The organism is Streptomyces sp. NPDC005141, assembly GCF_053599975.1.
Window position 1 is genome coordinate 205,715 of record NZ_JBSFYW010000001.1, and the last position, 23,868, is coordinate 229,582.

Here is a 23,868-nt window from a genome sequence, read left to right on the forward strand (position 1 = left end):
GCGACGTGACTACTGTTCTGACCCCCGCGAGCCCGCTGACGGCCGCTGACCGCTGCGACCGTTGCGGCGCCCAGGCATATCTGCGCGTCGTCCTCCTGAGCGGCGGAGAACTGCTCTTCTGCGCCCACCACGGTCGCAAGTTCGAGCCGGAACTCAAGAAGATCGCCGCTGAGATACAGGACGAGACGGAGCGGCTGACGTCCGTTCCGGAAAGCGTCAACGACGAAGAACACTGACCTTCGCATCAACGACGAGCGGGTGCCGGCGACAGGCCGGTGAGTGGGCGGTCACACCCTGGGCACAGGGAGTGACCGCCCACACTCGTACCGCATCCTCGGAAGCGGTCAGCGGCCCTCATCGAGCGCTTGGACGACCTCCGAGACCCGCGTGTAGACACCCGGGCTGTCGGCGCGCCCACAGCCGCTCCCCCAGGACACCAGACCGATGAGGCGCCCCTGGGCGACCAGCGGCCCGCCGCTGTCCCCCTGGCAGGCGTCACGGCCGCCCGTCGGCTCTCCGGCGCACACCATCGACACCGCGTCGTAGGTCCCGCTCGCACTGCCGGGATAGGCCCTTTCGCACGAGGCGTCGGGAAGCACGTGGACGTCCGCGGCCCGCAGGCTGCGCGCGTAGTCGCCGCCGCCCGTCATGTCACCCCAGCCGTAGACCACGGCGGCGGTCCCCGGCTCGTACGCCGGGTCCCCGGAGGGCGCCATGCGGATCACGGAGGCGGCGGGCAACGGCTCGGCGAGCGTCAGCACACCGAAATCCCCGGCGTTCGTATCACCGTCGTAGTGCGGATTGACCCAGATGTCGTGGACAGGGATCTCCTTGCCGTCACTGGACATTAGGTCTCCGCGCCCGGAGATGACCTTCAGGTCGCGCGCCTGGCGCGGTGGCGCTCCCAGGACGTCGTCACCCAGGCAGTGGGCCGCGGTCAGGACCGTGGTCGGACCGACGACCACTCCTCCGCAGAACTGGCCCCCTCGCGTACCCCCGAACCGGTCACGGCTGGACAGCACCACCGTCCACGGACTCTGGGAGATCTCGACCGGGCGACTTCCGATGACAACGCTGTCGGCGGCCGCCGGTACGGGGGGCGTCAGCGGTATCACCGCTGCGGCGGCCGCGAGGGTCAGCACCGGAACGTAGGGACGGCGCATGCGCGCTCCTCACTCTGGGACGGTCGTGGAAACCCAGAGTGATCCAGCGCGTGCGAACACGCATTCCGCGCATACGTCGAGGGCCCGACCCCCCAGCGGGAGTCGGGCCCTCGAATGACATGCGGCCGAGGCCTAGTCGAGGTAGTCGCGCAGCACCTGGGAGCGCGACGGGTGACGCAGCTTCGACATCGTCTTGGACTCGATCTGGCGGATCCGCTCACGGGTCACGCCGTACACCTTGCCGATCTCGTCGAGGGTCTTCGGCTGACCGTCGGTGAGACCGAAGCGCATCGAGACGACGCCCGCCTCGCGCTCGGACAGGGTGTCGAGAACGGAGTGCAGCTGCTCCTGCAGGAGCGTGAAGCTGACCGCGTCGGCCGGGACGACGGCCTCGGAGTCCTCGATGAGGTCACCGAACTCGCTGTCACCGTCCTCGCCCAGCGGGGTGTGCAGCGAAATGGGCTCGCGGCCGTACTTCTGGACCTCGATGACCTTCTCAGGGGTCATGTCGAGCTCCTTGGCCAGCTCCTCCGGGGTGGGCTCACGGCCCAGGTCCTGGAGCATCTGACGCTGCACGCGCGCGAGCTTGTTGATGACCTCGACCATGTGCACCGGGATACGGATGGTGCGGGCCTGGTCGGCCATGGCGCGGGTGATCGCCTGACGAATCCACCAGGTGGCGTACGTGGAGAACTTGTAGCCCTTGGTGTAGTCGAATTTCTCGACCGCGCGGATCAGACCGAGGTTGCCCTCCTGGATGAGGTCCAGGAAGAGCATGCCGCGACCGGTGTAGCGCTTGGCCAGGGAGACCACCAGACGGAGGTTGGCCTCCAGGAGGTGGTTCTTGGCGCGGCGGCCGTCCTCGGCGATGATCTCCAGCTCACGCTTGAGCTTGGGAGCGAGCTTGTCGGCGTTGGCCAGCTTGTCCTCGGCGAACAGACCGGCCTCGATGCGCTTGGCGAGCTCGACCTCCTGCTCGGCGTTGAGCAGCGGGACCTTGCCGATCTGCTTGAGGTAGTCCTTGACCGGGTCGGCGGTGGCACCGGCCGCGGCGACCTGCTGCGCGGGCGCGTCGTCCTCGTCCTCGTCGGACAGGACGAAGCCCTGGGCGCCGTCCTCGGTGGTCTCCTCGGCACCGGCCTTGCCCGGGGTCTCCTCGGTCGCCTCGTCATCGACGACCTCGGCGTCGTCCTTCTTGGCGCTCGTCTTCTTGGCCGCCGTCTTCTTGGCGACCGTCTTCTTGGCGACGGCCTTCTTGGCGACCGTCTTCTTGGCGACAGCGGCCTTGCCGGCGGACGCGTCCTCGGCCGAATCGTCGGTGAGGGCAGCCGGGGCCGCGGCGGCGGTGGCCTTCTTGGCGGTCACCGTCTTGGCCGCCACGGTCTTGGTGGCGGTGCGCTTGGCCGGACTCTTCGCTGCGACGCTCTTTCGGGTGCGCTTGGGCTCCGCGGCACTGACCATCAGCGTCACACCCTCTTCCTCGAGGATCTGGTTGAGGCTGCGCAGTACGTTCTTCCACTGAGTGGCCGGAATCTGGTCAGCTTCGAAGGCCCGACGTACGTCATCGCCGGCGATCTGCCCCTCAGCCTTTCCCCGCTCGATGAGCGCCATGACAGAGACGGACTCGGCGATCTCGGGCGGGAGCGTACGGGATGTGCTGGCCGACACGAACAACCTCTCGGAACGTAGGAAAACGGCTTCCGGCCCCGTCCGTTACGGACAGGAACCGACGACCGCCGACTGGGGATGGGCCGACGGCGCGGGCGGGGGCCGGGAAGATGCACAGCGCCGGACACGGCGTCTGTATTCCCTCCTCGGCTATCACCTCTTAGGTCATCGCGCTGCCCGGAAGAGCGTTACGCCCAATCTGCGTGGCCCGAGTCACACCCCGTAAGCATTCAAAAGATGACAGATCCTGTCAGACCAGGTCAGGTCATGATCCACGCCCCGGTCGCACCATCGGGACCCCGCCGAATCCGCCAAGGATTCGATGGGGTCCCGACGGGTGACGGTTCGCCGGCCTGGCGATGCCACGGACGCGCACACACTCCGGACCGCGTCACCCTCGGTGCGCGATCAGTGCTCGCGCGGCGCGGGCACGACACGCTCCACCTCGGGGTGGGCGGTGAGCAGCTGCCGCATGGCCGTCTCGGCCGCGGCACCGTCGGCGGCCGCGAGGGCGTCGACGATGCGGGCGTGGTGTCCCAGCGAGGCGTCGTTCGGCCGGTCACAGCCGGTGACCGGGCTGCCGGAAACGTGGAGGGCCGCCGAGACGATCCCGGAGAGGTGCTCCAGCATCCGGTTGCCCGCGAGCTGGATGAGCAGCGAGTGGAACTCGGCGTCGGCCCGGGAGAACGTGAGGGAGTCACCCTGTGCCATGGCATGGCCCATGATCTCGACCATGTCACCGAGCCGCTGCTGGATCTCCTCGCGCCCGTGTCCGGCCGCAAGGCGCGCGGCGAGCGGCTCGATGGTCCAGCGGAGCTCGCCCAGCTCACGCCGCTGGTCGTCCCGCTGCGGCCCGAAAGCCCGCCACTCGATGATGTCCGGGTCGAGAAGGTTCCAGTCGCTGACGGGACGCACGCGCGTGCCGACGTTCGGGCGGGCGCTGACCAGCCCCTTGGCCTCCAGGACGCGGAGCGACTCACGGACGACGGTCCGGGAGACCTCGAACCGCTGGCCGATCTCCTCGGGAACGAGCGGACGGTCCGCGCCGAGGTCTCCGGAGACGATCATCTGGCCGAGCTGCTGGACGAGTTGGCCGTGCAGCCCGCGTCCGCGGCTGCCTGCGGCGCGTCGGCCGACGCGGCCGAGCTCCGGCTCGGCGCTCTCCCACACAGGGGCGCCCACGCGGTCGACACCGGGGGCGTCGACATAGGGGTAACGGTCGAGGTCGCCCGGTCCGGCCAGGCCGGAGTCTGAGGAACGGGCGGCGGTCATCATGGTCTGCGCAAGGGTACTCACGGGTCTTTTGTCGGCGCCGACTCCAACTCCCTTGAGGTCTTTGGTGAAAAGCACACGAAAGGGTGATCGCTCACCCCGTCGCAATTGACGCCTTATCGGAAAGAAATGGGCGTTCTTCGGGGAGTTGTGCGCACAGGGGGAACGGAAGGGCGCGGACAGTCGTCATCGGACCCGGCTCCGCAGGGTCGTGAGCAGATAGGCGCAGAGCAGAGCGGCCAGCGACAACATCAGCGCTCCGCCCACAGGTTGGGCGAGCACCCGCACACCGGCCGCCAGGTAGCGCTCCCCACCGAACGGCCACTGCATGAGAACGAGCTCCCGAAGCCGCTCCGGGAACCCGGCCGCCGTCCGCACAGACGGCCCCTGCAAGACCTTTTGTACGAGGGGCACGACGACGATCGGTACGGCGATCACCGCCGCGAGCCCTGCGGCGGTGGACCGGAAGATGCCCGCCGCCAGCACGCCCGCCCACGCACAGCCCACCACGAGGCCGAGCCAACTCGCGCTCAGCGAAAGCCAGTCCGACGGAACTCCGGTGAGCTCCCGTCCGTAGACGAGGTAGAGCATTTCGAGGTCGCATCCCACCGTGAGGAACGCCAGCATCAGCGCGGTGCCCGAGGCGACGAGGAGCTTGGCGGTCAGCAGTCCCAGGCGGCGAGGGACGGTGCCGCGGTCCGTGGCCAGGGCGGGGTGGCGGAACTCCTCGCCGAAGGCGACGGCGCCCAGCAGTCCGGCGCCGAGCGCGGCGGGCGGCAGCGGGAGTTCCCGCGGCCACGCGGCCAGCAGGCGGGGCTGAGGCGTGTGACCGATTCTGGCCAGGAGGACGGACAGGAGGGCCGAGGTGACGAGAACGGCGGCCGCCGTGAGGTAGCCGGTGCCGACACCGGCCGCTCTGCGCAGTTCGTAGCGCAGAGGACGCAGCGGGCTCGGGGCCTGGCGTACGGAGATGGGTGGCGGGAGCGGGGTGAGGTCGTTCTCGGCCGCCGTCTCGGAGGGCGGCTCCTCGGTCCGAGGCTCGCCCCGCTCGGCGGATGGGGTCGGCGCGAGCCCCATGTCGCCCGTCTCGTCGGCGAGTTGGTGTACGAGGATGCCGTGCCGGAAGGCGATCTCTCCGATGTCGGCGCAGGTGCTGCCGTACACCGAGAGCCGGTTGCCCTCCTCGCGCACGACTTCGACGGAGCGCTGCGCCGTGCGGGCCTCCTTGGTCAGCAGGGAGCCGAGCCGGGCGGCGTGCGGGCTGCGGACGGCGACCCGGGGCCGGAGCCGGGTGCGGGCGAAGTCCGCTGCCTCCTGGTCGGCGACGAGGCGGCCCTGCTCCAGCGTGACGACCCTGTCGGCGGTTCGCGCGGCCTCCTTCGGATCGTCCGTGGTGAACAGCACCGTGCCGCCCTGTGTCGCGTGTGCGCGCAGAATCCCGTGCAGCCAGCGGCTCTCTCTGGCGCACAGTCCGTCGGCCGGGTCGTCGAGCACGAGGGTGTGCGGGTCGGACAGGAGCGCGCAGGCCAGCCCGAGCCGGCGGTCCATGCCGCGGGAGAGCGTGCCCAGGCGCTCGTCGCGGAGGCTGACGAGCCCGACCACCTCGAGCACTTCGTCGGCGCGACGCGCGGGCACGCCGGCGGCGGCGCACAGCATCCGGAGTTGACCGCGGACCGTGCGCGCGGGATGGCCCGGCACCTCACCCAGGAGCACACCGACTTCGCGTGAGGGGTGGGCGATCCGGTGCAGCGGCCGACCGCGGAAGTAGGTGACCCCTCGGCCCTGCTGGAGTTCGAGCATGAGCCTCAGCGCCGTCGTCTTGCCCGTGCCCGGTGCTCCGAGGAGCACCGTGACGTGGCCCGCGCGCGCCTCGAAGGACACGTCGTCGACGGCGGGCGGACGCGTCTTGCGGGTGTTGCTGGTCAGTCCGATGGCCTGGATCACTCGAAGCAAGATAGCGCGACATTTCCGATTTTCCGGGCACCTTGCGACTCGTCTCCGGCGGGCCTCGCGGCTCTCGCGAACATGCGGAGGCCCCGGGGCCGAAGAAGTGTGTTCGCCGCCCTCGTCAGACCTCGGGGCGCAGCATCGGCGGGTTGAGCAGTGTGGCGCCGCCAGCGCGGAACAACTGGGCGGGGCGGCCGCCCTGGCGCGTGGTCGTCCCCCCTGTGGGCACCAGGAAGCCCGGTGTGCCCGTCACCTTGCGGTGGAAGTTGCGCGGGTCGAGCGCCACGCCCCAGACGGCTTCGTAGACACGGCGCAGCTCGCCCACCGTGAACTCGGTCGGGCAGAAGGCGGTCGCCAGGGACGAGTACTCGATCTTGGACCGGGCGCGCTCCACGCCGTCCGAGAGGATCTGGGCGTGGTCGAAGGCGAGGGGTGCGGCCTGCTCCCCGTCGCGGCCGTATCCGCCCTGCTGCAGCAGCTCCTCGACCGGTGCCCAGCGCGCACTGTTCGCGTCGCCGCCCGCCCGGGGCGCGGGAAGGTCGGGGGCCAGCGCGAGATGCGCGACGCTGACCACCCGCATCCGGGGGTCACGCTTGGGGTCGCCGTAGGTAGCGAGCTGCTCGAGGTGCGCGCCGTTGTCCTGTGCGGGCACGGAGGGGTCGTGGGCGCGCAGGCCCGTCTCCTCGGCCAGCTCACGTGCCGCGGCCTGGGCGAGATCCTCGTCGGTCCGTACGAAGCCGCCGGGCAGTGCCCATCGCCCCTGGAACGGCTGCTCGCCCCGCCGAACCGCCAACGCGCAGAGGGCATGGCGGCGTACGGTCAGCACGACCAGGTCCACGGTCACGGCGAAGGGCGGAAAGGCTGACGGGTCGTAGGGCATGCCGCGATCATAGTCGTCTGCCTGACGATAAACACCTCCTTCGGCAGCTCGGTCCATGGTTGATCGACTCGCGTCCGGTACGGCACTCCACGACCGGGAACACTCGCTCCGAGACGCGTCCCGCGACGTCACATCCCCAACTGCAGTCCGTCGCCCGCCTCCTCGACCATGGCGGCACCGAGTCTGCTGACGCGTACGGAGAAGGGCGCGCCCGAGATCCGCAGGCCCGTGAGAGCGATCTCGCCCAGTGGCGCATCGCGGAACGGGCGCAGGATCACGGTCCGTGCGGGCGCATCGGGGCGGATCCCGGCCAGTGAGCTGAGCAGCAGCACGCCGGCCGCCGCGGAGATGGCCGCGGGCCGCGAGGCCGCCGGATGGGGAAGCGGGGCGCTCCCCTGTGCACGCTGCTCCCCCGCGTACATCTCGGGCAGCCGGTTGCCGAAGGACTCCGCCGCCGCCAGTACGCCGCGCAGGAGCGAGGTGGCCTCCTTCTCGTGGCCCGCGGCGGCGAGCCCCGTGACGGCGACGGCCGTCTCATGAACGCGCACGGCCCCGCTGCGATGGCCGAACGGGTTGTACCCCGCCTCCTTCGCTCCCAGGCTGCGCAACCCCCAGCCAGAGTCCATGGCCGGGCCGCCGAGCAGCCGCGCGAGCTGTTCGATCCGCACCTTGTCGAGCAGACCGGGGGCCAGCTCTCCGGAGCCCAGCAGTCCGGTGTCGAGGAGATGGGAGGTGCTCGAACCGAGCTGGGGCACGAGACGCCCGTCCGAGGTGCGGGCGGCTGCCGGACTGCCACCACCCCGGTCCTCGACCCAGAAGTCGGCACGGAACGCCGTCCGCAACGCCTGAGCCCACACGCGCAGCCCCGTGCCACCGGTCCGGCCGTGCGCGTCGAGCAGATCGGCGCCAAGCAGCGCCGCACGGTGCGCGTGTGCCTGCGTCTCGCAGCGAAACGGTCCGCCCGGCTGCGGGTCGGGCAGATACGTGCCGTCGCCGACCGTGATCCGCAACCAGTCCAGACACCGCTCGGCCGCGGGCAGCAGTTCCTCCACCTCTTGCTCGGCCAGTCCCCAGCGCCGGGCCTCCGCGAGGAGTACGGGGAAGAGCAGCGTCGCCTCGGTCGCCGTGCAGCCCGGCGGCAGGTGTGGCCCACCGTCCCGGAGCGGTCCCGGAATCAGTCCGGAGCGCGGTCCCGGGCCGGCGAGCTGGGTGCGGGCGAGGGTCCGCAGAGTGCCCGCGGCGAGACGCGTACCGAGCGGCAACGTCATCCGGGCCGCGGCCAGGGCCTCGGCCGGCGCCAGCCCGCAGCGCCATGGGGCTCCCGCCGCCAGGTGCGTGTCGGCCGGATGCAGGGAGTCGCGCAGCAGCAGGGCCCCGAGGTCCTCGACGCAGGTCCGCAGGAGCGCCTCGACCCCGGGCCCGTCGCTCGCTGCCCGGGCCTGGGCGAACGGGCTCGCGGCGCCGCGACCCACCGCCCTGATCGGTCCCTGGCCGTCCGGCCGGACACGCAGTTCCACGCTGAGGGTGCCGCCCGGCGGCAGCTCGAGTTCCCAGCGCAGCAGTCCGGCCGAAGCCAGGGCGTCGGTGGGCGGCGGGTCGGCGGTGACGGTCGCGTGCCCCGTGGCGCAGGACCACCGCAGGCCGGAGGCATGGACGCTGGCCGGCAGCTCGGGCCCGGCTCGGCCCGAGGCGACCGCGCCCAGTTCCGCGAGATCCGTCCCGAGGGCGACCTCGACGGGCAGGCGCAGGGTGCGAGGGGCCGAGCTCCGCAGGGTGATCCGCTCGATGCCGTCCGCATGGCGGGTTCTTTCGACGACCACGTCCGGATCCGGGCCGACATCCCGGGACGCGCGCAGCGTACCCACGAAGCGGGCCCGGTCGGCCGCGAGCATGCGGGCCTGCATGGCGAGCGGTTCCCGTCCGGCGACCCGCACCTGGCAGCGGGACAGCACACGCCGACCCGCCCGGTAGAAGCCCTCCAGCCCGCGGCCGGTCAGTTGACCCTCCTCCGTGGAGATCACCAGTCCTGGAAGAGCGACACAGATCAGGGAGGTGTGGGCGGGCGGCAGTTCCGCCGTTGGTCCCGGGACGGAAAGGGATGCGGCAACGCCGGTGCCGCGCCCTGCCGGGATGAAGGGCGCACCGGTGTCCCAGCCCGCTCGTGGGGTCTCCGGGGCGCCCCTCTGCCTGACGGGCTGGGCGGACTCGCGCCCGGGCGGACGGCCGCCGTCGGGGGCCGAGGACGGATGGGGCATGGGCATGGGTGGCTTCCTCCGCGCTCGGTGCGCCTGGAGCGCGTTCGGCTTCTGGTGCGGGCCCCGCAGAGCGGGGGCGCGTTGCGGCGGCGCACCCCGGCCACGGAATCCGCCACTCAGGTGAACGGGGCAGCCCTGTCCGGGGTCACGCCTTGCCCCGGGAAGCCGACCGAATGGCGGTGGGACGGCCGACGGGGCCTGACAACCACCCGTCGAGCGGACGTCGGCCGCACCGAGGGTGATGCCGTCGCCGGGCAACGCGCCGGCCGGCCGCGGCTGGACCGGAACACCGCCTTGCCTCGGGACGACGTGCGTCACGTCCTGCCTCGGCCGAGTGGTTAGGCCTGCCCCTGTCCCGGCCTCGACCGAGTGGGCAGGCCGCCTCTGTCCCGGCCTCGGCCGAGTGGGAGGCATATCTCCAACCCCGCCTCGACCGAGTGGGCGGGCACGTCCACCCCGGCCTCGCCTCACCCGGACCCGCCCCCTTTGCTGTGCCCCCAGCCACTCACCCGCCCTCCCCCGCACCACGCCGACCACTCTCGCCCCGCGCGCGCGGCGGACCGTCCGCCCTCTTCGCCTCTCGCCCCTGTCCGTCGCCTGCCTGCGAGGCATCGTGGGCCGGGCGACGTCCTTGGGCGCTCACCGTCCCGGGGCCGCGCCGACTCGGGCGGCTTCCGCCGTTCGCGTTCGGGCGGGTCCGGCGGCGACGCCGAGCGGCGGGCGTCGAGGGACGTGTGTCCGGCGAGAGGGAAGCGCACGTCGAGTCACCCGCTCGGAGCGGGGCGCCGGAATCGGTCGACTGCCCCGCTTGCGTCGAGCCACGGCTCGTACGCTCCCCGCGCAGGCAGCGTCGGACGGATTCCGGATCCAAGCCCTCATTGCACGCCTGGTGGAGGAGACGGGCGAACAGATAGTCGGGATCGGCGCCGAGCGCCATGGCGAGCGCTTCTCGTGCCTCGAGCTCGTCTCCCATGGACCAGGCGACCCATCCCGCGAGGGTGAGGGGCGCGGCGGCGTGCTCGCGGTAGGGGCCGACACAGCGGCGGGCCAGCGCCCGCCACAGCCGCAGCGCCGGGCCTGCCTCGTCGCCCTCCATCCACTGCGCGGCACGGTCACGGGTCGTGCGGTCCTGGAGGCCGAGGATCAAGGTGGCGGCCTCGTCGTTCTCCAGGAGTCCGTCGTCGCGGAGGTCCGCCGGGCGCGTTCCGGACACGGGGGAAGAGTCCGCCAGCCGGTCCCTGATCCGCCGGGCCAGTGCGAGAGCCTCCTCGGCCACCTCGGCGCGGCTGTCGTCCTCCAGGATCCTCGGCACGAGGGCCATGCTGGCCGTGTCGAGCGCCACCTCTTGGCCCAGGGCGGCGCCGCCCTCCCAGGGAAGGAGCCTGGCCGTCAGATCCTTCAGGGATCCGCGCACCTGCAGGCCCGCGTACGTCGCGGCGGCGGCGAGGACAGACGTACCCGGCAACCCCATCGGCGTGCCTTCGGCCGGACAGCATCCCTGCCCCGGGCAGGTGTACGACCAGAAGCGGCCGTCCGAGATGCAGAGAGCCTCGATCACCGGAACGTCGAGGCGTCCGCAGGCCGTCCGCAGCAGCTGCGCGAGTGGGCGCAGGCGTTCCATGACGTCCCGCCCTGATTCACCGCTCCCCGGTTCCTGGCAGAGGTACGCGACCATGCTCTCGGGGCGGGAGCTCCGCCGCTCGCTGCCCTTCACCAGACCCTGCGCCAGCTGCTCCGAGACGGACGGCCAGTCCTCCGCGTGGGCGGGGATGCCGAGGCGGGCCCGGCCGCCGAACCGCCCCCGGCGCTCCCGGTCGTGCAGGGCGACCAGCACGATGCTGTCCTCAGGGCGGTACCCGAGGAGATAGGGCAGCGCGTCGGCCAGCTCTGCCGGGGTACGCAGAGTCACCTGATGTTCCGCCCCGGGGACGCCCGCGTGCCGGGCATCGCCGCCCACGCCCGCCCCACCCCCGTGGCGCAGTCCGCCGGGGACCGTAGCGCCAGGGACCTGTGGCCCGACCTGGCGGCTCGGTCGGTCCATGCGCTCGGGTCCCGATCGGCCGCCCGGGCCGTTCCACCCGTCGCCGGTGTGGCCGCCGGCTCCGCTCGGGCCGCCGTGATCGCCTTGGCCACCGGATCGATCGCGCCCGCGGTTCCCGTCGCGTCCACCGACCGCGCCGATGTTCTCTTCGCCGGACCTGCCGGCCGCTTCGTCGTGATTCGTCATGCGGTGACCATCCCGCGGATCACAAGATTCCGGTTCGACCTGTGGATAACCATCACCATGATCACGCCAGAAGTTGTCCACAGCTCGACGGGCTCGTTCGCGCTTTGTCCGACCCATCGGGTTGCATGGAGCCATGACCAACGAAGACCCGCGACCCGAAGCCACCGACAACGCACACGACGCAGCCCGCGAAGACCTGCGGGCCGCGGCCGATGCCGTCCTGGCCCGCCTCGTCGGGGCCGGGGCGGGCGAGGCCCGGCTGCGCGAGGACCAGTGGCGCGCCATCGAGGCGCTGGTGGCCGACAAGCGCCGGGCGCTGGTCGTACAGCGCACCGGCTGGGGCAAGTCCGCGGTGTATTTCGTCGCGACGGCACTGCTGCGTGAGCGGGGCGCCGGACCCACGGTGATCGTCTCCCCGCTTCTCGCGCTGATGCGCAACCAGGTGGAGGCGGCGGCCCGCGCCGGAATCCGCGCGCGAACGATCAACTCCTCGAATACGGAGGACTGGGAGACGATCCAGGCCGAAGTGGCGGCGAGCGAGGTCGACGTCCTCCTGGTGAGTCCGGAGCGGCTCAACAATCCCGACTTCCGCGACCAGGTGCTGCCCAAGCTGGCCGCGGCCACCGGCCTCCTGGTGGTCGACGAGGCGCATTGCATCTCCGACTGGGGCCACGACTTCCGACCGGATTACCGACGCCTGCGCACCATGCTCGCCGACCTCCCGCCCGGCGTCCCGGTGCTGGCCACCACCGCGACGGCCAACGCGCGCGTGACGGCCGATGTCGCCGAACAGCTGGGCACCGGAGCCAGCACCGACGCCCTGGTCCTGCGCGGGCCGCTGGACCGGGAGAGTCTGAGCCTCGGCGTGCTGCGCCTGCCGGACGCCGCGCACCGGATGGCCTGGCTCGCCGAGCATCTGAACGACCTGCCGGGCTCCGGCATCATCTACACACTCACCGTGGCCGCGGCCGAGGAGGTCACCGCGTTCCTGCGGCAGAGCGGGTACACCGTGGCGTCGTACACCGGGAAGACCGAGAACGCGGACCGCCAGCAGGCCGAGGAGGACCTGCTCGCCAATCGCGTCAAGGCACTGATCGCCACATCGGCCCTGGGTATGGGCTTCGACAAGCCCGACCTGGGATTCGTGGTGCACCTGGGCTCCCCCTCCTCTCCCATCGCCTACTACCAGCAGGTGGGACGCGCGGGACGCGGTGTGGAACACGCGGAGGTGCTGCTCCTGCCGGGCAAGGAGGACCAGGCGATCTGGGAGTACTTCGCCTCGATCGCCTTCCCTCCGGAGGAGCAGGTGCGGCGCACCCTGGACGTGCTGGCCCGGTCCGAGCGGCCGCTCTCGCTGCCCGCGCTCGAACCGCTCGTGGAGCTGCGCAGGTCCCGTCTGGAGACCATGCTCAAGGTGCTCGACGTGGATGGAGCCGTGCACCGGGTCAAGGGCGGCTGGATCTCCACGGGCTCGCCCTGGACGTACGACACCGAGCGCTACGCCTGGGTCGCCAAGCAGCGGGCGACGGAGCAGCAGGCGATGCGGGACTACGTGTCGACGACCGGCTGCCGAATGGAGTTCCTGCGCCGACAGCTGGACGACGAGGAAGCCGTACCGTGCGGGCGCTGCGACAACTGCGCGGGTGGCCGTTTCCAGGCGTCAGTGTCCTCCGCCGCGCTGGACGCGGCGAACGGCGAGCTCGACCGGGCGGGCGTCGACGTCGAGCCCCGGAAGATGTGGCCGACCGGGCTGCCGGCGGTCGGCGTCGACCTGAAGGGGCGTATCCCGGTCGGCGAACAGGCCGCTCCGGGACGTGCCCTGGGACGGCTCTCGGACATCGGGTGGGGCAACCGGCTGCGGCCGATGCTCGCCCCGCAGGCACCGGACGGGCCCGTCCCGGACGACGTCGCCAAGGCCGTGGTCGGCGTCCTGACCGACTGGGCGAAGGGCCCGGGCGGCTGGGCTTCCGGACAGTCCGACGCGCAGCCGCGCCCGGTCGGCGTGGTGACCATCGCCTCGCGCTCGCGGCCTCAGCTGATCCAGTCGCTCGGTGCGCGGATCGCGGAAATCGGCCGACTGCCGCTGCTGGGATCCGTGGAGTATGTCGGCGAGGTCTCGCAGATCTCCCGGAGCAACAGCGCTCAGCGGCTGAAGGCGCTGGACGGGGCGTTGTCCGTGGCGCCGCAGCTGGCCGACGCCTTGGCAGAGGCAGGGGGTCCGATTCTGCTGGTGGACGATGCCACGGAGACGGGCTGGACGCTGGCGGTGGCGTCGCGGATGCTTCGCAGAGCGGGCGCTCAGGCGGTGTTGCCGCTGGTCCTCGCCGTACAAGCGTGAGTCGCGTGTCGCGATTCGAAACACTGGGCAGGTATATAGGACGCTAATCGCCCGAAAACGGTCTGTGGCCCCAATTGCTCGTTGCCGCAACCCAGTTCGACAGGAAGAATTGAGCTCCGCTCCCCGCACGGTTCGCCCGTGGTCCGGTAGGGCTCTGCTGCGGCGTGCCATTCCCCCAAGTCCGACCCCGCCCGCTGTATGGGCACGTAGCCGAAGGGAGGACCGTGACCTTCGGATTCGCTCCGTCCTCGGCGGCATCCATGTCGACGTCTCCCGACCTGTCCGCCGCTTCCGCCAACCCACTGGCCCGCATGCTCGAACCCGCCGAATGGGCCTCGGCCGGAATTCCGCTTCTGCGCGATCCCCGTGAGGTTGTCAGCGGACTGCACGCCCGGCACCGGCCCAGACCGTCGACCGCGATCGTGGCAGTCCTCGATCCGGAGGAACGGCTCCTGGCGAGCGCGTCCTTCACCCGGCGTTCGGCACCGGCCGATGGCTGGATGTTCCGCAACTCGCTGCTCGCGCAGCTGCGCCGGGTCATCCCGCACGACCTGCGGCGCCGTTCCCCCGTGCGTACGGCCGTGCTGCTGTACTGCCGGGACGGCGACGCGCGCTGGACGGAGGAGGACGGGGCCTGGATGTGGGGACTGCGGGACGCCTGCACGCTCCATGGACTGCGGTGCGGGGCGTACATCACCCTTACGCGTGACGGCTGGCAGGTTCTCGGCGAGGGCCGCGGCGGACGCCGTCCCAACTCCGACTCGACACCGGAGTTCTTCGCGGGCGAGGTGCTGCCGCCCCTGCCCCGCACGGGAGGCGTCGCGTCGGAGATCATGCGCCGGGCGGCCGCCCGCTGAGACACGGGCGAGTCGCAGGAGACAACGGCCCGCCCTCGGGGGAAGGCGGGCCGTACACGTCCGATGAGCCCGCTCCAGGGTCGTATCACTCACTCGTGCGTACGCCACGGACGCGCGGCTCGGATGTCGGGCGCACGCGGTCCGTCGATCGCGCGACGGAACCACCGGGCAACGGGAGCCCACGCCGACTGGCATACGGATGCCATATCCGGCGATGAACGTGGCACGAGATCGGTCCGGCGATGAACGTGGAACGAGATCGGTCTCTGTCCCAGTGACGTCCGCCAGGAGCGGGGAGTACCGCAGCCAGGCGCCGAACTCGGCACCAGGCCGCCTCGCACCCCACTGACAACGATGGACAGGACGCCCCCCTCCGCGCGCGTGGACGCGTTGCGGGTACGCGAAAGTGACCACCGTGCAGGTGCCGCCGCGGCGGCACCCTCACCGTCCCGCCGAACGCGTTCCGGACCAGGTCCGGAACGCGCTCAGACGCCCGCGCCCAGAACCGAGTTGATCTGCTGCGGGTCGCCGCAGACGATCAGCAGGGCGCCGGCCAGGCCGCGGGCCAGAGGCAGGGCGGTGGCGAGGGTCTCGCCGGAGCCGCCGTTGGCCGCGACCACGACGACGGGACGGGACACGGCCCGGCCCGCGGCGGAGGCGCCGGCGTAGAAGACGTCGTCGCCGGCGTCGTGCTGCGCCCAGTACGCGGGCTCACCGAAGGAGAGTTCGTGCGCGGCCCACGGGTGCGGATCGCCGGTGGTGATCACCAGCACCTCACCGGGGGCTCGGCCCGACTCCAGCAGCAGGTCGACGGCTTCTTCAGCGGCGTCCAGCGCACCCTCGGCCGAGGCCGGGATGAGCTGGATCTGTGGGGTGACGGCAGCGGGTGCGGCCGCCTTGGCGGACGGTCCCGGCGTGGCCACGAGCGGCTCGCGCGGGGTGCGTTGGGCCGGCGTCGGCCGGACAGGACCCGGACGGCCGGGACGCGGCGGAGCCGCGGGACGGGGACCGGGTACGGGGCGGGGGGTCTGCGCGGTGCGGCCACTGGCCGGAGTGACGCGGGGACCCTGGGCACTCTCGTGAATCTGAGGCTCCTCGGGAATGAGAGGCATGAGCTGATATCTATCAAACGCCGGTGCGACTCGCCTCGGCGGGTGGCACATGAGTGCGAACGGAATCGTCAGAAATCGAAGCCGAGCTGGCCCTCGATCTTTGGAACGCTTCCGTCCGCCCAGCTGCGGACCTTCTTGAGATGCCGCCACTGGGGCAGCGCATCAAGATACGCCCACGACAACCGGTGGTACGGGGTGGGGCCCCGCTCCTCCAGCGCGGCTTTGTGGACCGGCGACGGGTACCCGGCGTTGGCCGCAAAGCCGAAGTCTGCATGGTCGACACCCAGTTCGGCCATCATTTTGTCGCGCTGGACCTTGGCGATCACCGAGGCCGCCGCGACGGCGATGCAGGACTGGTCGCCCTTGATCACCGTGCGGACCTGCCAGGGAGCTCCGAGATAGTCGTGCTTCCCGTCGAGGATGACCGCGTCGGGGCGGACCGGCAAAGCCTCCAGCGCGCGTCCGGCCGCGAGGCGCAGGGCGGCCGTCATCCCCAGCTGATCGATCTCCTCCGGGGAGGCGTGCCCGAGGGCGTACGACGTCACCCATTTCTCCAACTCCACGGCGAGCGCGGTCCGGCGCTTGACGGTCAGGAGCTTGGAGTCGGTGAGGCCTTCGGGCGGGCGGCGCAGTCCGGTGACGGCGGCGCAGACGGTGACGGGACCGGCCCAGGCACCGCGCCCCACCTCGTCGACACCGGCAATGACCTTCGCTCCGGTCGTGGCGCGGAGGGAGCGCTCGACGGTGTGGGTGGGTGGTTCGTACGGCATGGCGCCATCAGACTACGCCGCCCGGAGCCCCTCGCGACACCCAGGTTCCCCGAGCGGCCGGGGAGCCCGCGCCGAAGCCGGTCAGACGTCCCTCCGGCGCAGCAGCGGGACCATCAGCTGGTCGATCATCTCCTGGAGATCCTGATCGCTCCATTCACTCGCGCACACCTTGGAGCGGTACATCATCATCGCCGGGATGGCGTCGAAGACGTACGGGTTCGCGGCGTCGGGACGCACCTCACCGCGGTCGATACCTCGGTGGATGACCTCACGGAGCAGGCCCATGGTGGGTTCGACGACCCCGCCGAGGATCACCCGGTTGAAACGTTCGGCCTGGTTCACATCGCATTCGTGAAGAACCGAGCGAAGCGCGAGTCCCGTCTGCGAGAACATCGCCGCGCGCACACGTCGGCACAGTTCCAGCAGGTCCTCCCGGACGCTGCCGAGGTCGGGAGCCTCCGCCTGGTTCGGCAGTCCGGACTGGAGCGCGTCCGCGACCAGATCCTCCTTGGACGGCCAGCGGCGGTAGACCGCGGCCTTGCCGGTCTGGGCGCGCGCGGCCACACCTTCCATGGTGAGGCCGTTCCAGCCGACCGTGCCGAGCTGTTCCAGCGCGGCTTCCAGGATCGCGCGCTCGAGCACGGCACCGCGCCGGCGCGAGGAGGCCGCCTGAGCGGGGGCGGCCGTCCAACGCGAAGTAACCATCAGAGTGTCTCCGTCGTACAAGGGAGCGGAATTCGGGGAGGTTCGGGCTGTCGAGGGGAGGAGCGATCGAAGTGACGTCTTCGGACAGCGACTTCAGTGAACGCTTGCGTTCACTGTCGGGGACTCACTACCGTTGACGCGACAGTGAACGCGAGCGTTCACTAACGCACTTGTGGGGGAAGCATAGTGACGACCTCTCAGTTGACTCAGGACACCAAACCGGGTGCGGCCCGCCGGGAGGGGCATCCCGGCATCGCGCTCACCGTCATCGCGGCCTGCCAACTCATGGTGGTACTCGACGCGACGATTGTGAACATCGCACTCCCGCACATTCAAGACGCCCTCGACTTCACTACGACCGACCTGACATGGGTGATCAGTTCGTACACCCTCACCTTCGGTGGCCTGCTGCTCCTCGGCGCGCGGGCCGGTGACATCCTGGGTCGGCGCCGGGTCTTCATGGCCGGCATCCTGCTGTTCACCTTCGCCTCGCTCCTCGGCGGACTCGCCCAGGAACCCTGGCAGTTGCTGGCGGCGCGTGCCCTGCAGGGTGTCGGTGGCGCGATCGCGTCACCGACTTCGCTGGCACTGATCACCACCACGTTCCCCGAGGGCCCGGAGAGGAACCGGGCGTTCGCGGTCTTCGCAACGGTCTCCGCAGGTGGCGGCGCCATCGGTCTGCTCGCCGGCGGCATGCTCACGGAGTGGCTCGACTGGCGGTGGGTCCTCTTCGTCAACGTGCCCATCGGCATCCTGATCGCCGTCCTCGCGCCGCTGTACATCAACGAGTCCGAACGCCACCCAGGACGTTTCGACATCGCGGGCGCGCTCACTTCGACGGCCGGCATGGCGTCGCTGGTGTACGGCTTCATCCGCGCCGCAGAGGCGGGCTGGCGGGACAGCCTCACGATCGGGTCGTTCGTCGCGGCCGTCGCCCTGTTGCTGGCCTTCACCGCCATCGAGACGCGGGCCAAGGAACCCATCACCCCGCTGAGGATGTTCGCCGACCGCAACCGCTCGGGCACGTATCTGATCATGCTGAGCCTCGCGGCCGCGATGTTCGGCATGTTCTTCTACATCGTGCTCTTCGTGCAGAACGTGCTGGGGTACAGCCCGATCTCGGCCGGCGTGGCCTTCCTTCCTGTGACAGTCGCGATCGCGGTCGGCGCGGGTCTTTCGCAGCGGTTCCTGCCGGTGCTGGGTCCCAAGCCGTTCATGATCAGCGGTTCCACACTCGTCGCCCTCGGTCTCGGCTGGCTGACCTTCATCAGCCCTGACAGCTCGTACGCCGGTGGAGTCCTCGGTCCGATGCTGCTGTTCGGCTTCGGCATGGGCCTGAACTTCGTGACGCTGACGGTGACCGCGGTCTCCGGTGTCGCCCAGCACGAGGCGGGCGCGGCCTCGGGTCTGCTCAATGTCACGCAGCAGGTGGGCGGTTCGCTCGGCCTCGCCATCCTCACCACGGTCTTCGGTTCCGCCGGCCGCGACGAGGCGGCGAAGCAGATGCCGAAGTTCCTGGCGGACGGCTCGGCCGAGCAGAAGGCGGAGTTCGCCAAGACGCACCAGCTGCCTGCCCCTTGGGGCCACGAGGTGCTCGCTCAAGGCATCTCGACCGCCTTCGTACCCGCGGTGGCGATGGCCCTGCTCGCCCTGGTCACCGCGGCACTGGTGATCAGGGTCCGCAAGAGCGACCTCGACGCCTTGGCCGGCACGGCGGAGCCCGCCGCGGGCTGAGGACGGAGCCGCGGACGGCCGCGCCGCGGACGGGGAGACCGAGGGTGACCACGGTTCGGCCGTCCGCGGTACGAGCCCGAGGGCGGGTGCCTCTGCCGAAGCGGAGGCACCCGCGACCCACCGGGTGCACGGCGAGGCGCGCACACGAACCCGCCCCTCGCTCAGGGCACAAGTCCCCCGGAAGCGGCTCAGCGGTACATGAGGTCGCTCGCCAGGTCGCTGCAGACACTCCAGTCGGCGGACGCGGCCGGTGGGCGGTCGCGGAGGATGTCCCGGGCTCGGGCCGCACCCCAACTGGTCGCGTACCAGGGCGTGTCGTTCTCCCCCAGGTCATCGGCGATGGAGCTCAGCGCGCAGGAGCGCATCGGCTCCTTGAGCTTGTCGAGCGCGGGTACGGCGTCGGCCGACAGCTCTCGCGCGTACTCGAGGTCGAATTTGCCCGTGTCCTCGTACCGCTGGACATTGCGCTCGGCGATCAGACCGTCCGGCGACAGCAACCCGAACGCGAGCACGCCGGCCGCCGCACTGGCAGCGACCACACGGGGCAGCCAGCGGGCGCCCCACACACCGGCCGCCATGATCAGCGCGATGACCAGACCCAGCCACAGCTCCCCGGCCACCACCGACAACCGCAACCGCGTCAGCCCATAGGCCTCCACATACATGTCCATACGTCGCACAGCGGATGCCACGACAACGAGCGCCAGGCCGCAGAGAGTTCCCAGCACACCCCGCACCAGCTTCTTGTCGCTCGCGTCGTCCCGCGGCGCCCAGCGCAGCGCGAACACCACGACGAGCAGGGTCAGCAACGTGACGAGCAGCAGTTGCCAGAAGCCCTGCCGCGCGTACTGGGCGTACGTCTGCCCGGTCTTCTCCAGTACGGCGTCATAACCGCCGAAGAGCACGGCGAGCTGGACGGCGTTGAAGGCCGCGAAGAGCACGACGAGCACGATCAGCGGCAGGGCCCACTCGACGCGGTTGCGAGGACGCCCGGCGGGCACCACGACCCGGTCCCACTGCGTCGGCGCGGCTGCCGTGTGGGCCGCGGCCAGCGCTCCGACCAGACCGAACACCAGCAGCACCAAGCGCCAGGGGCCGCCGGAGACGGAGGTGTCCGGCACCAGGTCGCCGAGCAGGTTCGCGAAGGCCGCGTCGGCCCCGGCGAACAGCGCTCCGAAGACCAGCAGCAGGACCGCGGTCACCACGAGCGAGCGCAGCCCGACACCCACGCTGCGACGGGCACCGCCGAATCGTTCCCGCAGCCCGCGCCAGCCCCAGACGGGGCCGGTGACCAAGGAGTTGAAGACGCCGATGGGACCCAGCAGCACGGCGGGCCAGGTGCGTCCGCCGTGCAGCGCGAGCGAACCGAGCGCGATCGCCGTCACGACGGCGAGGAACGACGGCCAGTCCGCGTCCCGCAGAGCGGGCACGATCAGCAGGCCGATGCCGCCGATGCCCCAGACGAGGGTCCACGCGCGCGTGCGGCGTCCCACGGCCCGGTCGGCGAAGTACGCGGCGAGCGAGGCGGGTATCGCGACCAGCAGAAGGTTGATCGCCAGACCGTCGTCGAGGAGCAGCATGCTCAGCACTCCGGTCGCGAGCACGGCCCATAGCGTGGGCGTACGCACCGGGGCGGGCGGCGTGACCTGAAGATCGGCCGACCAAGAACCGTGGGTGGGCGACAGGGGCGCCCAGTCGGTTGTTGCGGTGCTCCGTCGATCGGCCTGCACCCGGGGCGTCACGTCTCCGTCGGCCTTTCGGGCCGCCCGCGCCTGGGGCGTCACGTCCGCGCCGGCCGCTCGGGGGGCCCGCTCCTCGGACTCTTCGTCCCCGCCGGTCTCTCGGGCGACCCGTCCCGCGGGCTCCTCGGCGACGCCATCGTCGGTCTCGTCGCCGGCACGGCCCTCGCGTTCTTCCTCGTCCCCGGGCTCCTCCGTGTCCGCGGGCTCCTCCCCGGCGCCCGGTTCGGTCGTATTCCCCGTGGCGCCGGATTCGTGTCCGGGCCGACCCGTCGATCCGGGTCCGGTCGGATCCGTGGAATCCTCCGGATCCGCTGCCTCCGGGGGCCTCTTCCCGGCCTCCGGAAGCTCCTTGCTCGCCTCCGGGTTCTTCGGCTGCGCCTGCGCCTCGTCTCTCGGCTCGGGCGTGGACGGTATGTCGGGCACGGGATCCCCTCCCAGCCGGTCTCGGGCAGCCCGCAGCACGCCATCGCGACAGGGAGGCTGCCGACCGGTGTCTCGTCGGCACTCGCCCGCCATGATCAACGGGCGGCGTGGCGCACAGGGTATCCACGGGCTAGGGGGCTCACGATGGGGCTGCGGGGCTGTAGCAAGCCTGTGACACAGCCCAGCTGCCGGCCTTCCCGAGGCGGCCGGCGTGGCGGCGTTCCGAGTGCACCCCGAAGGTCGCCCGCGGCACCGTCCCTGCGCCACAGCGCGACGGGCCACAGCTCAATGGCCCGGGGAGCCCCCCAGTCGTACGCCCTACGCGTCGCCGGCCGTACGCCCGTGCGCGGGCCCCGGCACCCATTCCGGCAGCGCCTCGGTGGCTTCCAGCCACGCCACGGGTGGCGCTCCCGCCTTACCGGAGGCGACCACGCCGCCCACGATGGAGCAGGTCGTGTCCACGTCGCCGCCGACCTGGGCAGTGGCCCAGAAGGCCTCTTCGTAGTCGCCCAGGGTGCGGGCGGCCGACCAGAGGGCGAAGGGAACGGTGTCGTGGGCCGACGTCCGCCGTCCGCAGCCCAGTACCGCGGCGACCGTCGCGGCGTCCCCGTAGTCGAGCATGTCCCGGGCGCGCCGCAGCCCGGCGCCCACGGCGCTGCGCGGTACGAGCGCGATCACGCCGTCGAGCAGGGCCTCGGCGCTCGGCGGGCCCGCCGGGTCGGCGGCCAGCGCGGAGGCCGCGGCGACGGCCATGGCACCGACCACGGCCTCACGGTGCTGGTGCGTGGGATAGGCGGAGATCTCCGCCTGGTGGGTCGCCTGCTCCGGGTCGTCGGCGTACCAGGCCCCCAAGGGGGCGATCCGCATCGCCGCGCCGTTGCCCCAGGAGCCCTGGCCCTTGAAGAGGGCGGACGCCAGCTCGCGCCAGTCGCCGCCTTCCCGGATCTGCCGCAGCAGCAGATTGACCGCGGGACCGTAGCCCCGGTCGAAGTCGTGGTGGTCGGCGAAGGAGCGAGCCAGTTCGTCCTGGTCGATGCGGTGGTGTGCGGCCAGGACCGCGACCACCGAGCACGTCATCTCGGTGTCGTCGGTCCACTGCCAAGGGCGGGGCGGCAGCTCTCGGCGCTTCAGCAGCGGGTAGTTCGCGGGCACGAAGAACTGCGAGCCCAGCGCGTCCCCCACCGCGAGTCCGCGCAGGCTGGCCAGGGCGCGGTCGAGGCGCCCGTCGGGAGAGGAGTCAGCGATCATCGCCCTGCCACTCTATCCGGTGACTCCGTACGATTCCGGATCACGCCATTGCTCGAAGGGACGATCAAGGGTGTATCGGCCGTTCTCCCCCAGAACGAGCATCCGCACCTCGCCGTTCCCCGGGTTCGAGAGCGATTCGAACTCGGCGACCGTCCAGTGGAACCAGCGCATGCAGAACAGCCGCATGGCCAGGCCATGGGTCACCAGGAGCACGTTCGGCGGGTGGTCGGGGGCCTCGAAGCTCCGGTACAGGCTCTCCAGGAAGCCACCGACCCGGTCGTACACGTCGGCACCGGACTCGCCCTGCGCGAACCGGTAGAAGAAGTGCCCGTACGCATCGCGATAGGCCTTCTGCAGACGTACGTCGTCACGGTCCTGCCAGTTGCCCCAGTCCTGCTCCCGCAGTCGCGGCTCCTCGCGCACCCGGACCTGCCCGGGGTCGAGGTGGAACGCGCGGAAGGTCTCGTGGGTGCGACGGTACGGGGAGACGTAAACGCTTACGCGCTCCTGGCCGAAGACTTCGCGCAGCCGTTTGCCGGTGTCCTCCGCCTGTTGCCACCCTGTCTCGGTGAGCGCCAGAGCGTGGTCGGGCTCGCGTTCGTACACGGTGTCATCGGCATTGCCCACCGACTCGCCGTGCCGGACAAGGACGATGCGCCGTGGTCGTGCCATGCCAAGACCCTAGATCGTATCGGCACGGATCGAGCAGTCGTACCGGCCCTATACGGCGCATGTCACACCGTTCCTGCACATCAGGGCCGACTCGGCGCGTGCGTCCCGTCAGACGATCCAGCCGGATTCCAGCTGCACGATGTCACCCGCGAGGGCGGCTATGTCGGCCTCGATCTGAGCGCGCAGCGCCAGCCTCTCCACCCGCTCGGCACGGTACTTGCCGTGTTCGGCGGCCGACTTCCACATGGACAGGACCAGGAACTCGCTGCCGGGCGCCTCGCCGAACAGGCCTCGCACCATGCCGGGCGAACCGGCCATCGCGGGGTTCCAGACCTTCTCCTGCATCAGGGCGAAGTGCTCGGCGCGGTCCTCGTGGACGCGGCAGTGCGCGATCCGCACCACGTCGGCGTCCGTGAAGCGCGGCTCGAAGCCGGTCTTCACGTCGAAGCGGTAGTCGAACAGTTTGACCTGGGAGTCCTTGAAGGTGCCCGACTGCGCGGCGGCGAGCCGGTCATGGGACCGGGCCATGAAGGAGTCGTAGAAGGCACGACTCTCCCAGAAGGCGAAGATGTGCGCGACGCCGGACCGCCCCACACTCCATCCTCCGCCCTGTCCCCGGAATCCCGGCTCCCCCAGAAGCCCCGCCCACTTTCGCTGCCCCCGTTCGAAACCGCGGCGATCGACCACGGTGCAGCGAATCCACTTGACCAGCACCGCGCCATCGTAAGGCCACGGAACGTGGCGCCGGTCACGCTCCGGCACAGTGGATCCGCGCGAGCCCTCAGGCGCGCGTGGCACGATGGACAACCGGCCATGCCCGCAGGGCAGTTGGGCCGGTGATTGCTGAGGAACGGG

Annotated in this window: 18 protein-coding genes; 4 read left to right on the forward strand and 14 right to left on the reverse strand. The window is 71.1% G+C overall.

The features are described 5' to 3' along the window. The first annotated feature begins 5 nt into the window (after positions 1–5). A complete protein-coding gene (locus ACWD68_RS00860) occupies positions 6–236 on the forward strand; it encodes a DUF7455 domain-containing protein (RefSeq protein ID WP_266763423.1) in 231 nt (76 codons plus the stop codon). 108 nt (positions 237–344) lie between these two features. Here the strand turns inward: ACWD68_RS00860 and ACWD68_RS00865 are convergent, their stop codons facing one another. The 7 genes from ACWD68_RS00865 to ACWD68_RS00895 all read right to left on the reverse strand — a co-directional run bounded on the left by ACWD68_RS00865 (position 345) and on the right by ACWD68_RS00895 (position 11,412). After that, positions 345–1,163: a serine protease gene (locus tag ACWD68_RS00865; RefSeq protein WP_451804231.1), complete on the reverse strand. Its 819-nt coding sequence runs from the start codon at positions 1,161–1,163 to the stop codon at positions 345–347. A 132-nt stretch (positions 1,164–1,295) separates the two neighbouring features. Next, the gene (locus ACWD68_RS00870; RefSeq protein WP_451804233.1) at positions 1,296–2,831 is read right to left on the reverse strand and encodes an RNA polymerase sigma factor; all 1,536 of its coding nucleotides are present in this window, start codon (positions 2,829–2,831) and stop codon (positions 1,296–1,298) included. 408 nt (positions 2,832–3,239) lie between these two features. After that, on the reverse strand, positions 3,240–4,127 hold the full coding sequence (locus tag ACWD68_RS00875; RefSeq protein ID WP_451804235.1) for a FadR/GntR family transcriptional regulator: 888 nt from the start codon (positions 4,125–4,127) through the stop codon (positions 3,240–3,242). A gap of 162 nt (positions 4,128–4,289) precedes the next feature. Continuing rightward, positions 4,290–6,047 carry an ABC transporter ATP-binding protein gene (locus tag ACWD68_RS00880; protein WP_451804237.1) on the reverse strand — a complete coding sequence of 586 codons (1,758 nt, stop codon included), beginning with the start codon at positions 6,045–6,047 and terminating at the stop codon, positions 4,290–4,292. A 124-nt stretch (positions 6,048–6,171) separates the two neighbouring features. Beyond that, positions 6,172–6,930, reverse strand: coding sequence for an NUDIX hydrolase (locus ACWD68_RS00885; protein ID WP_266763418.1), 759 nt, complete (start codon positions 6,928–6,930; stop codon positions 6,172–6,174). A 128-nt stretch (positions 6,931–7,058) separates the two neighbouring features. Beyond that, on the reverse strand, positions 7,059–9,191 hold the full coding sequence (locus tag ACWD68_RS00890; RefSeq protein ID WP_451804240.1) for a glycogen debranching N-terminal domain-containing protein: 2,133 nt from the start codon (positions 9,189–9,191) through the stop codon (positions 7,059–7,061). 499 nt (positions 9,192–9,690) lie between these two features. Continuing rightward, positions 9,691–11,412 (reverse strand): DUF4192 domain-containing protein, encoded by a 1,722-nt coding sequence (locus ACWD68_RS00895; RefSeq protein ID WP_451804242.1) that lies wholly within the window; start codon positions 11,410–11,412, stop codon positions 9,691–9,693. A gap of 133 nt (positions 11,413–11,545) precedes the next feature. Between ACWD68_RS00895 and ACWD68_RS00900 the strand changes: the two genes are divergently transcribed. After that, entirely contained in the window at positions 11,546–13,750 is a 2,205-nt protein-coding gene (locus tag ACWD68_RS00900; protein WP_451804244.1) for a RecQ family ATP-dependent DNA helicase, read from the forward strand. 224 nt (positions 13,751–13,974) lie between these two features. Next, a complete protein-coding gene (locus ACWD68_RS00905) occupies positions 13,975–14,607 on the forward strand; it encodes a hypothetical protein (protein ID WP_451804246.1) in 633 nt (210 codons plus the stop codon). A gap of 485 nt (positions 14,608–15,092) precedes the next feature. On the opposite strand, the gene ACWD68_RS00910 is transcribed toward ACWD68_RS00905, so the two are convergent. From ACWD68_RS00910 to ACWD68_RS00920, 3 genes are all read right to left on the reverse strand, one after another. After that, on the reverse strand, positions 15,093–15,719 hold the full coding sequence (locus ACWD68_RS00910) for a hypothetical protein (protein ID WP_451804248.1): 627 nt from the start codon (positions 15,717–15,719) through the stop codon (positions 15,093–15,095). A gap of 68 nt (positions 15,720–15,787) precedes the next feature. Continuing rightward, on the reverse strand, positions 15,788–16,489 hold the full coding sequence (locus tag ACWD68_RS00915; RefSeq protein WP_451804250.1) for a ribonuclease HII: 702 nt from the start codon (positions 16,487–16,489) through the stop codon (positions 15,788–15,790). Positions 16,490–16,570: 81 nt separating this feature from the next. Next, positions 16,571–17,194: a TetR/AcrR family transcriptional regulator gene (locus ACWD68_RS00920; protein ID WP_451804252.1), complete on the reverse strand. Its 624-nt coding sequence runs from the start codon at positions 17,192–17,194 to the stop codon at positions 16,571–16,573. Between the two features lie 186 nt (positions 17,195–17,380). On the opposite strand from ACWD68_RS00920, the gene ACWD68_RS00925 reads away from it, so the two are divergent. Further along, positions 17,381–18,928 carry an MFS transporter gene (locus tag ACWD68_RS00925; protein ID WP_451804254.1) on the forward strand — a complete coding sequence of 516 codons (1,548 nt, stop codon included), beginning with the start codon at positions 17,381–17,383 and terminating at the stop codon, positions 18,926–18,928. 188 nt (positions 18,929–19,116) lie between these two features. Here ACWD68_RS00925 and ACWD68_RS00930 read toward each other — a convergent pair whose 3' ends face one another. The 4 genes from ACWD68_RS00930 to ACWD68_RS00945 all read right to left on the reverse strand — a co-directional run bounded on the left by ACWD68_RS00930 (position 19,117) and on the right by ACWD68_RS00945 (position 23,727). Next, positions 19,117–21,093, reverse strand: a complete 1,977-nt coding sequence (locus ACWD68_RS00930) for a DUF4153 domain-containing protein (RefSeq protein ID WP_451804256.1) — start codon at positions 21,091–21,093, stop codon at positions 19,117–19,119. A gap of 318 nt (positions 21,094–21,411) precedes the next feature. Then, positions 21,412–22,341, reverse strand: a complete 930-nt coding sequence (locus ACWD68_RS00935; RefSeq protein WP_451804258.1) for an ADP-ribosylglycohydrolase family protein — start codon at positions 22,339–22,341, stop codon at positions 21,412–21,414. Positions 22,342–22,353: 12 nt separating this feature from the next. Beyond that, positions 22,354–23,013, reverse strand: a complete 660-nt coding sequence (locus ACWD68_RS00940; protein WP_451804260.1) for a histidine phosphatase family protein — start codon at positions 23,011–23,013, stop codon at positions 22,354–22,356. A 108-nt stretch (positions 23,014–23,121) separates the two neighbouring features. Further along, complete coding sequence (locus ACWD68_RS00945) at positions 23,122–23,727, reverse strand: YdbC family protein (RefSeq protein ID WP_451804262.1); 606 nt, start codon at positions 23,725–23,727, stop codon at positions 23,122–23,124. Between the last annotated feature and the right edge of the window lie 141 nt (positions 23,728–23,868).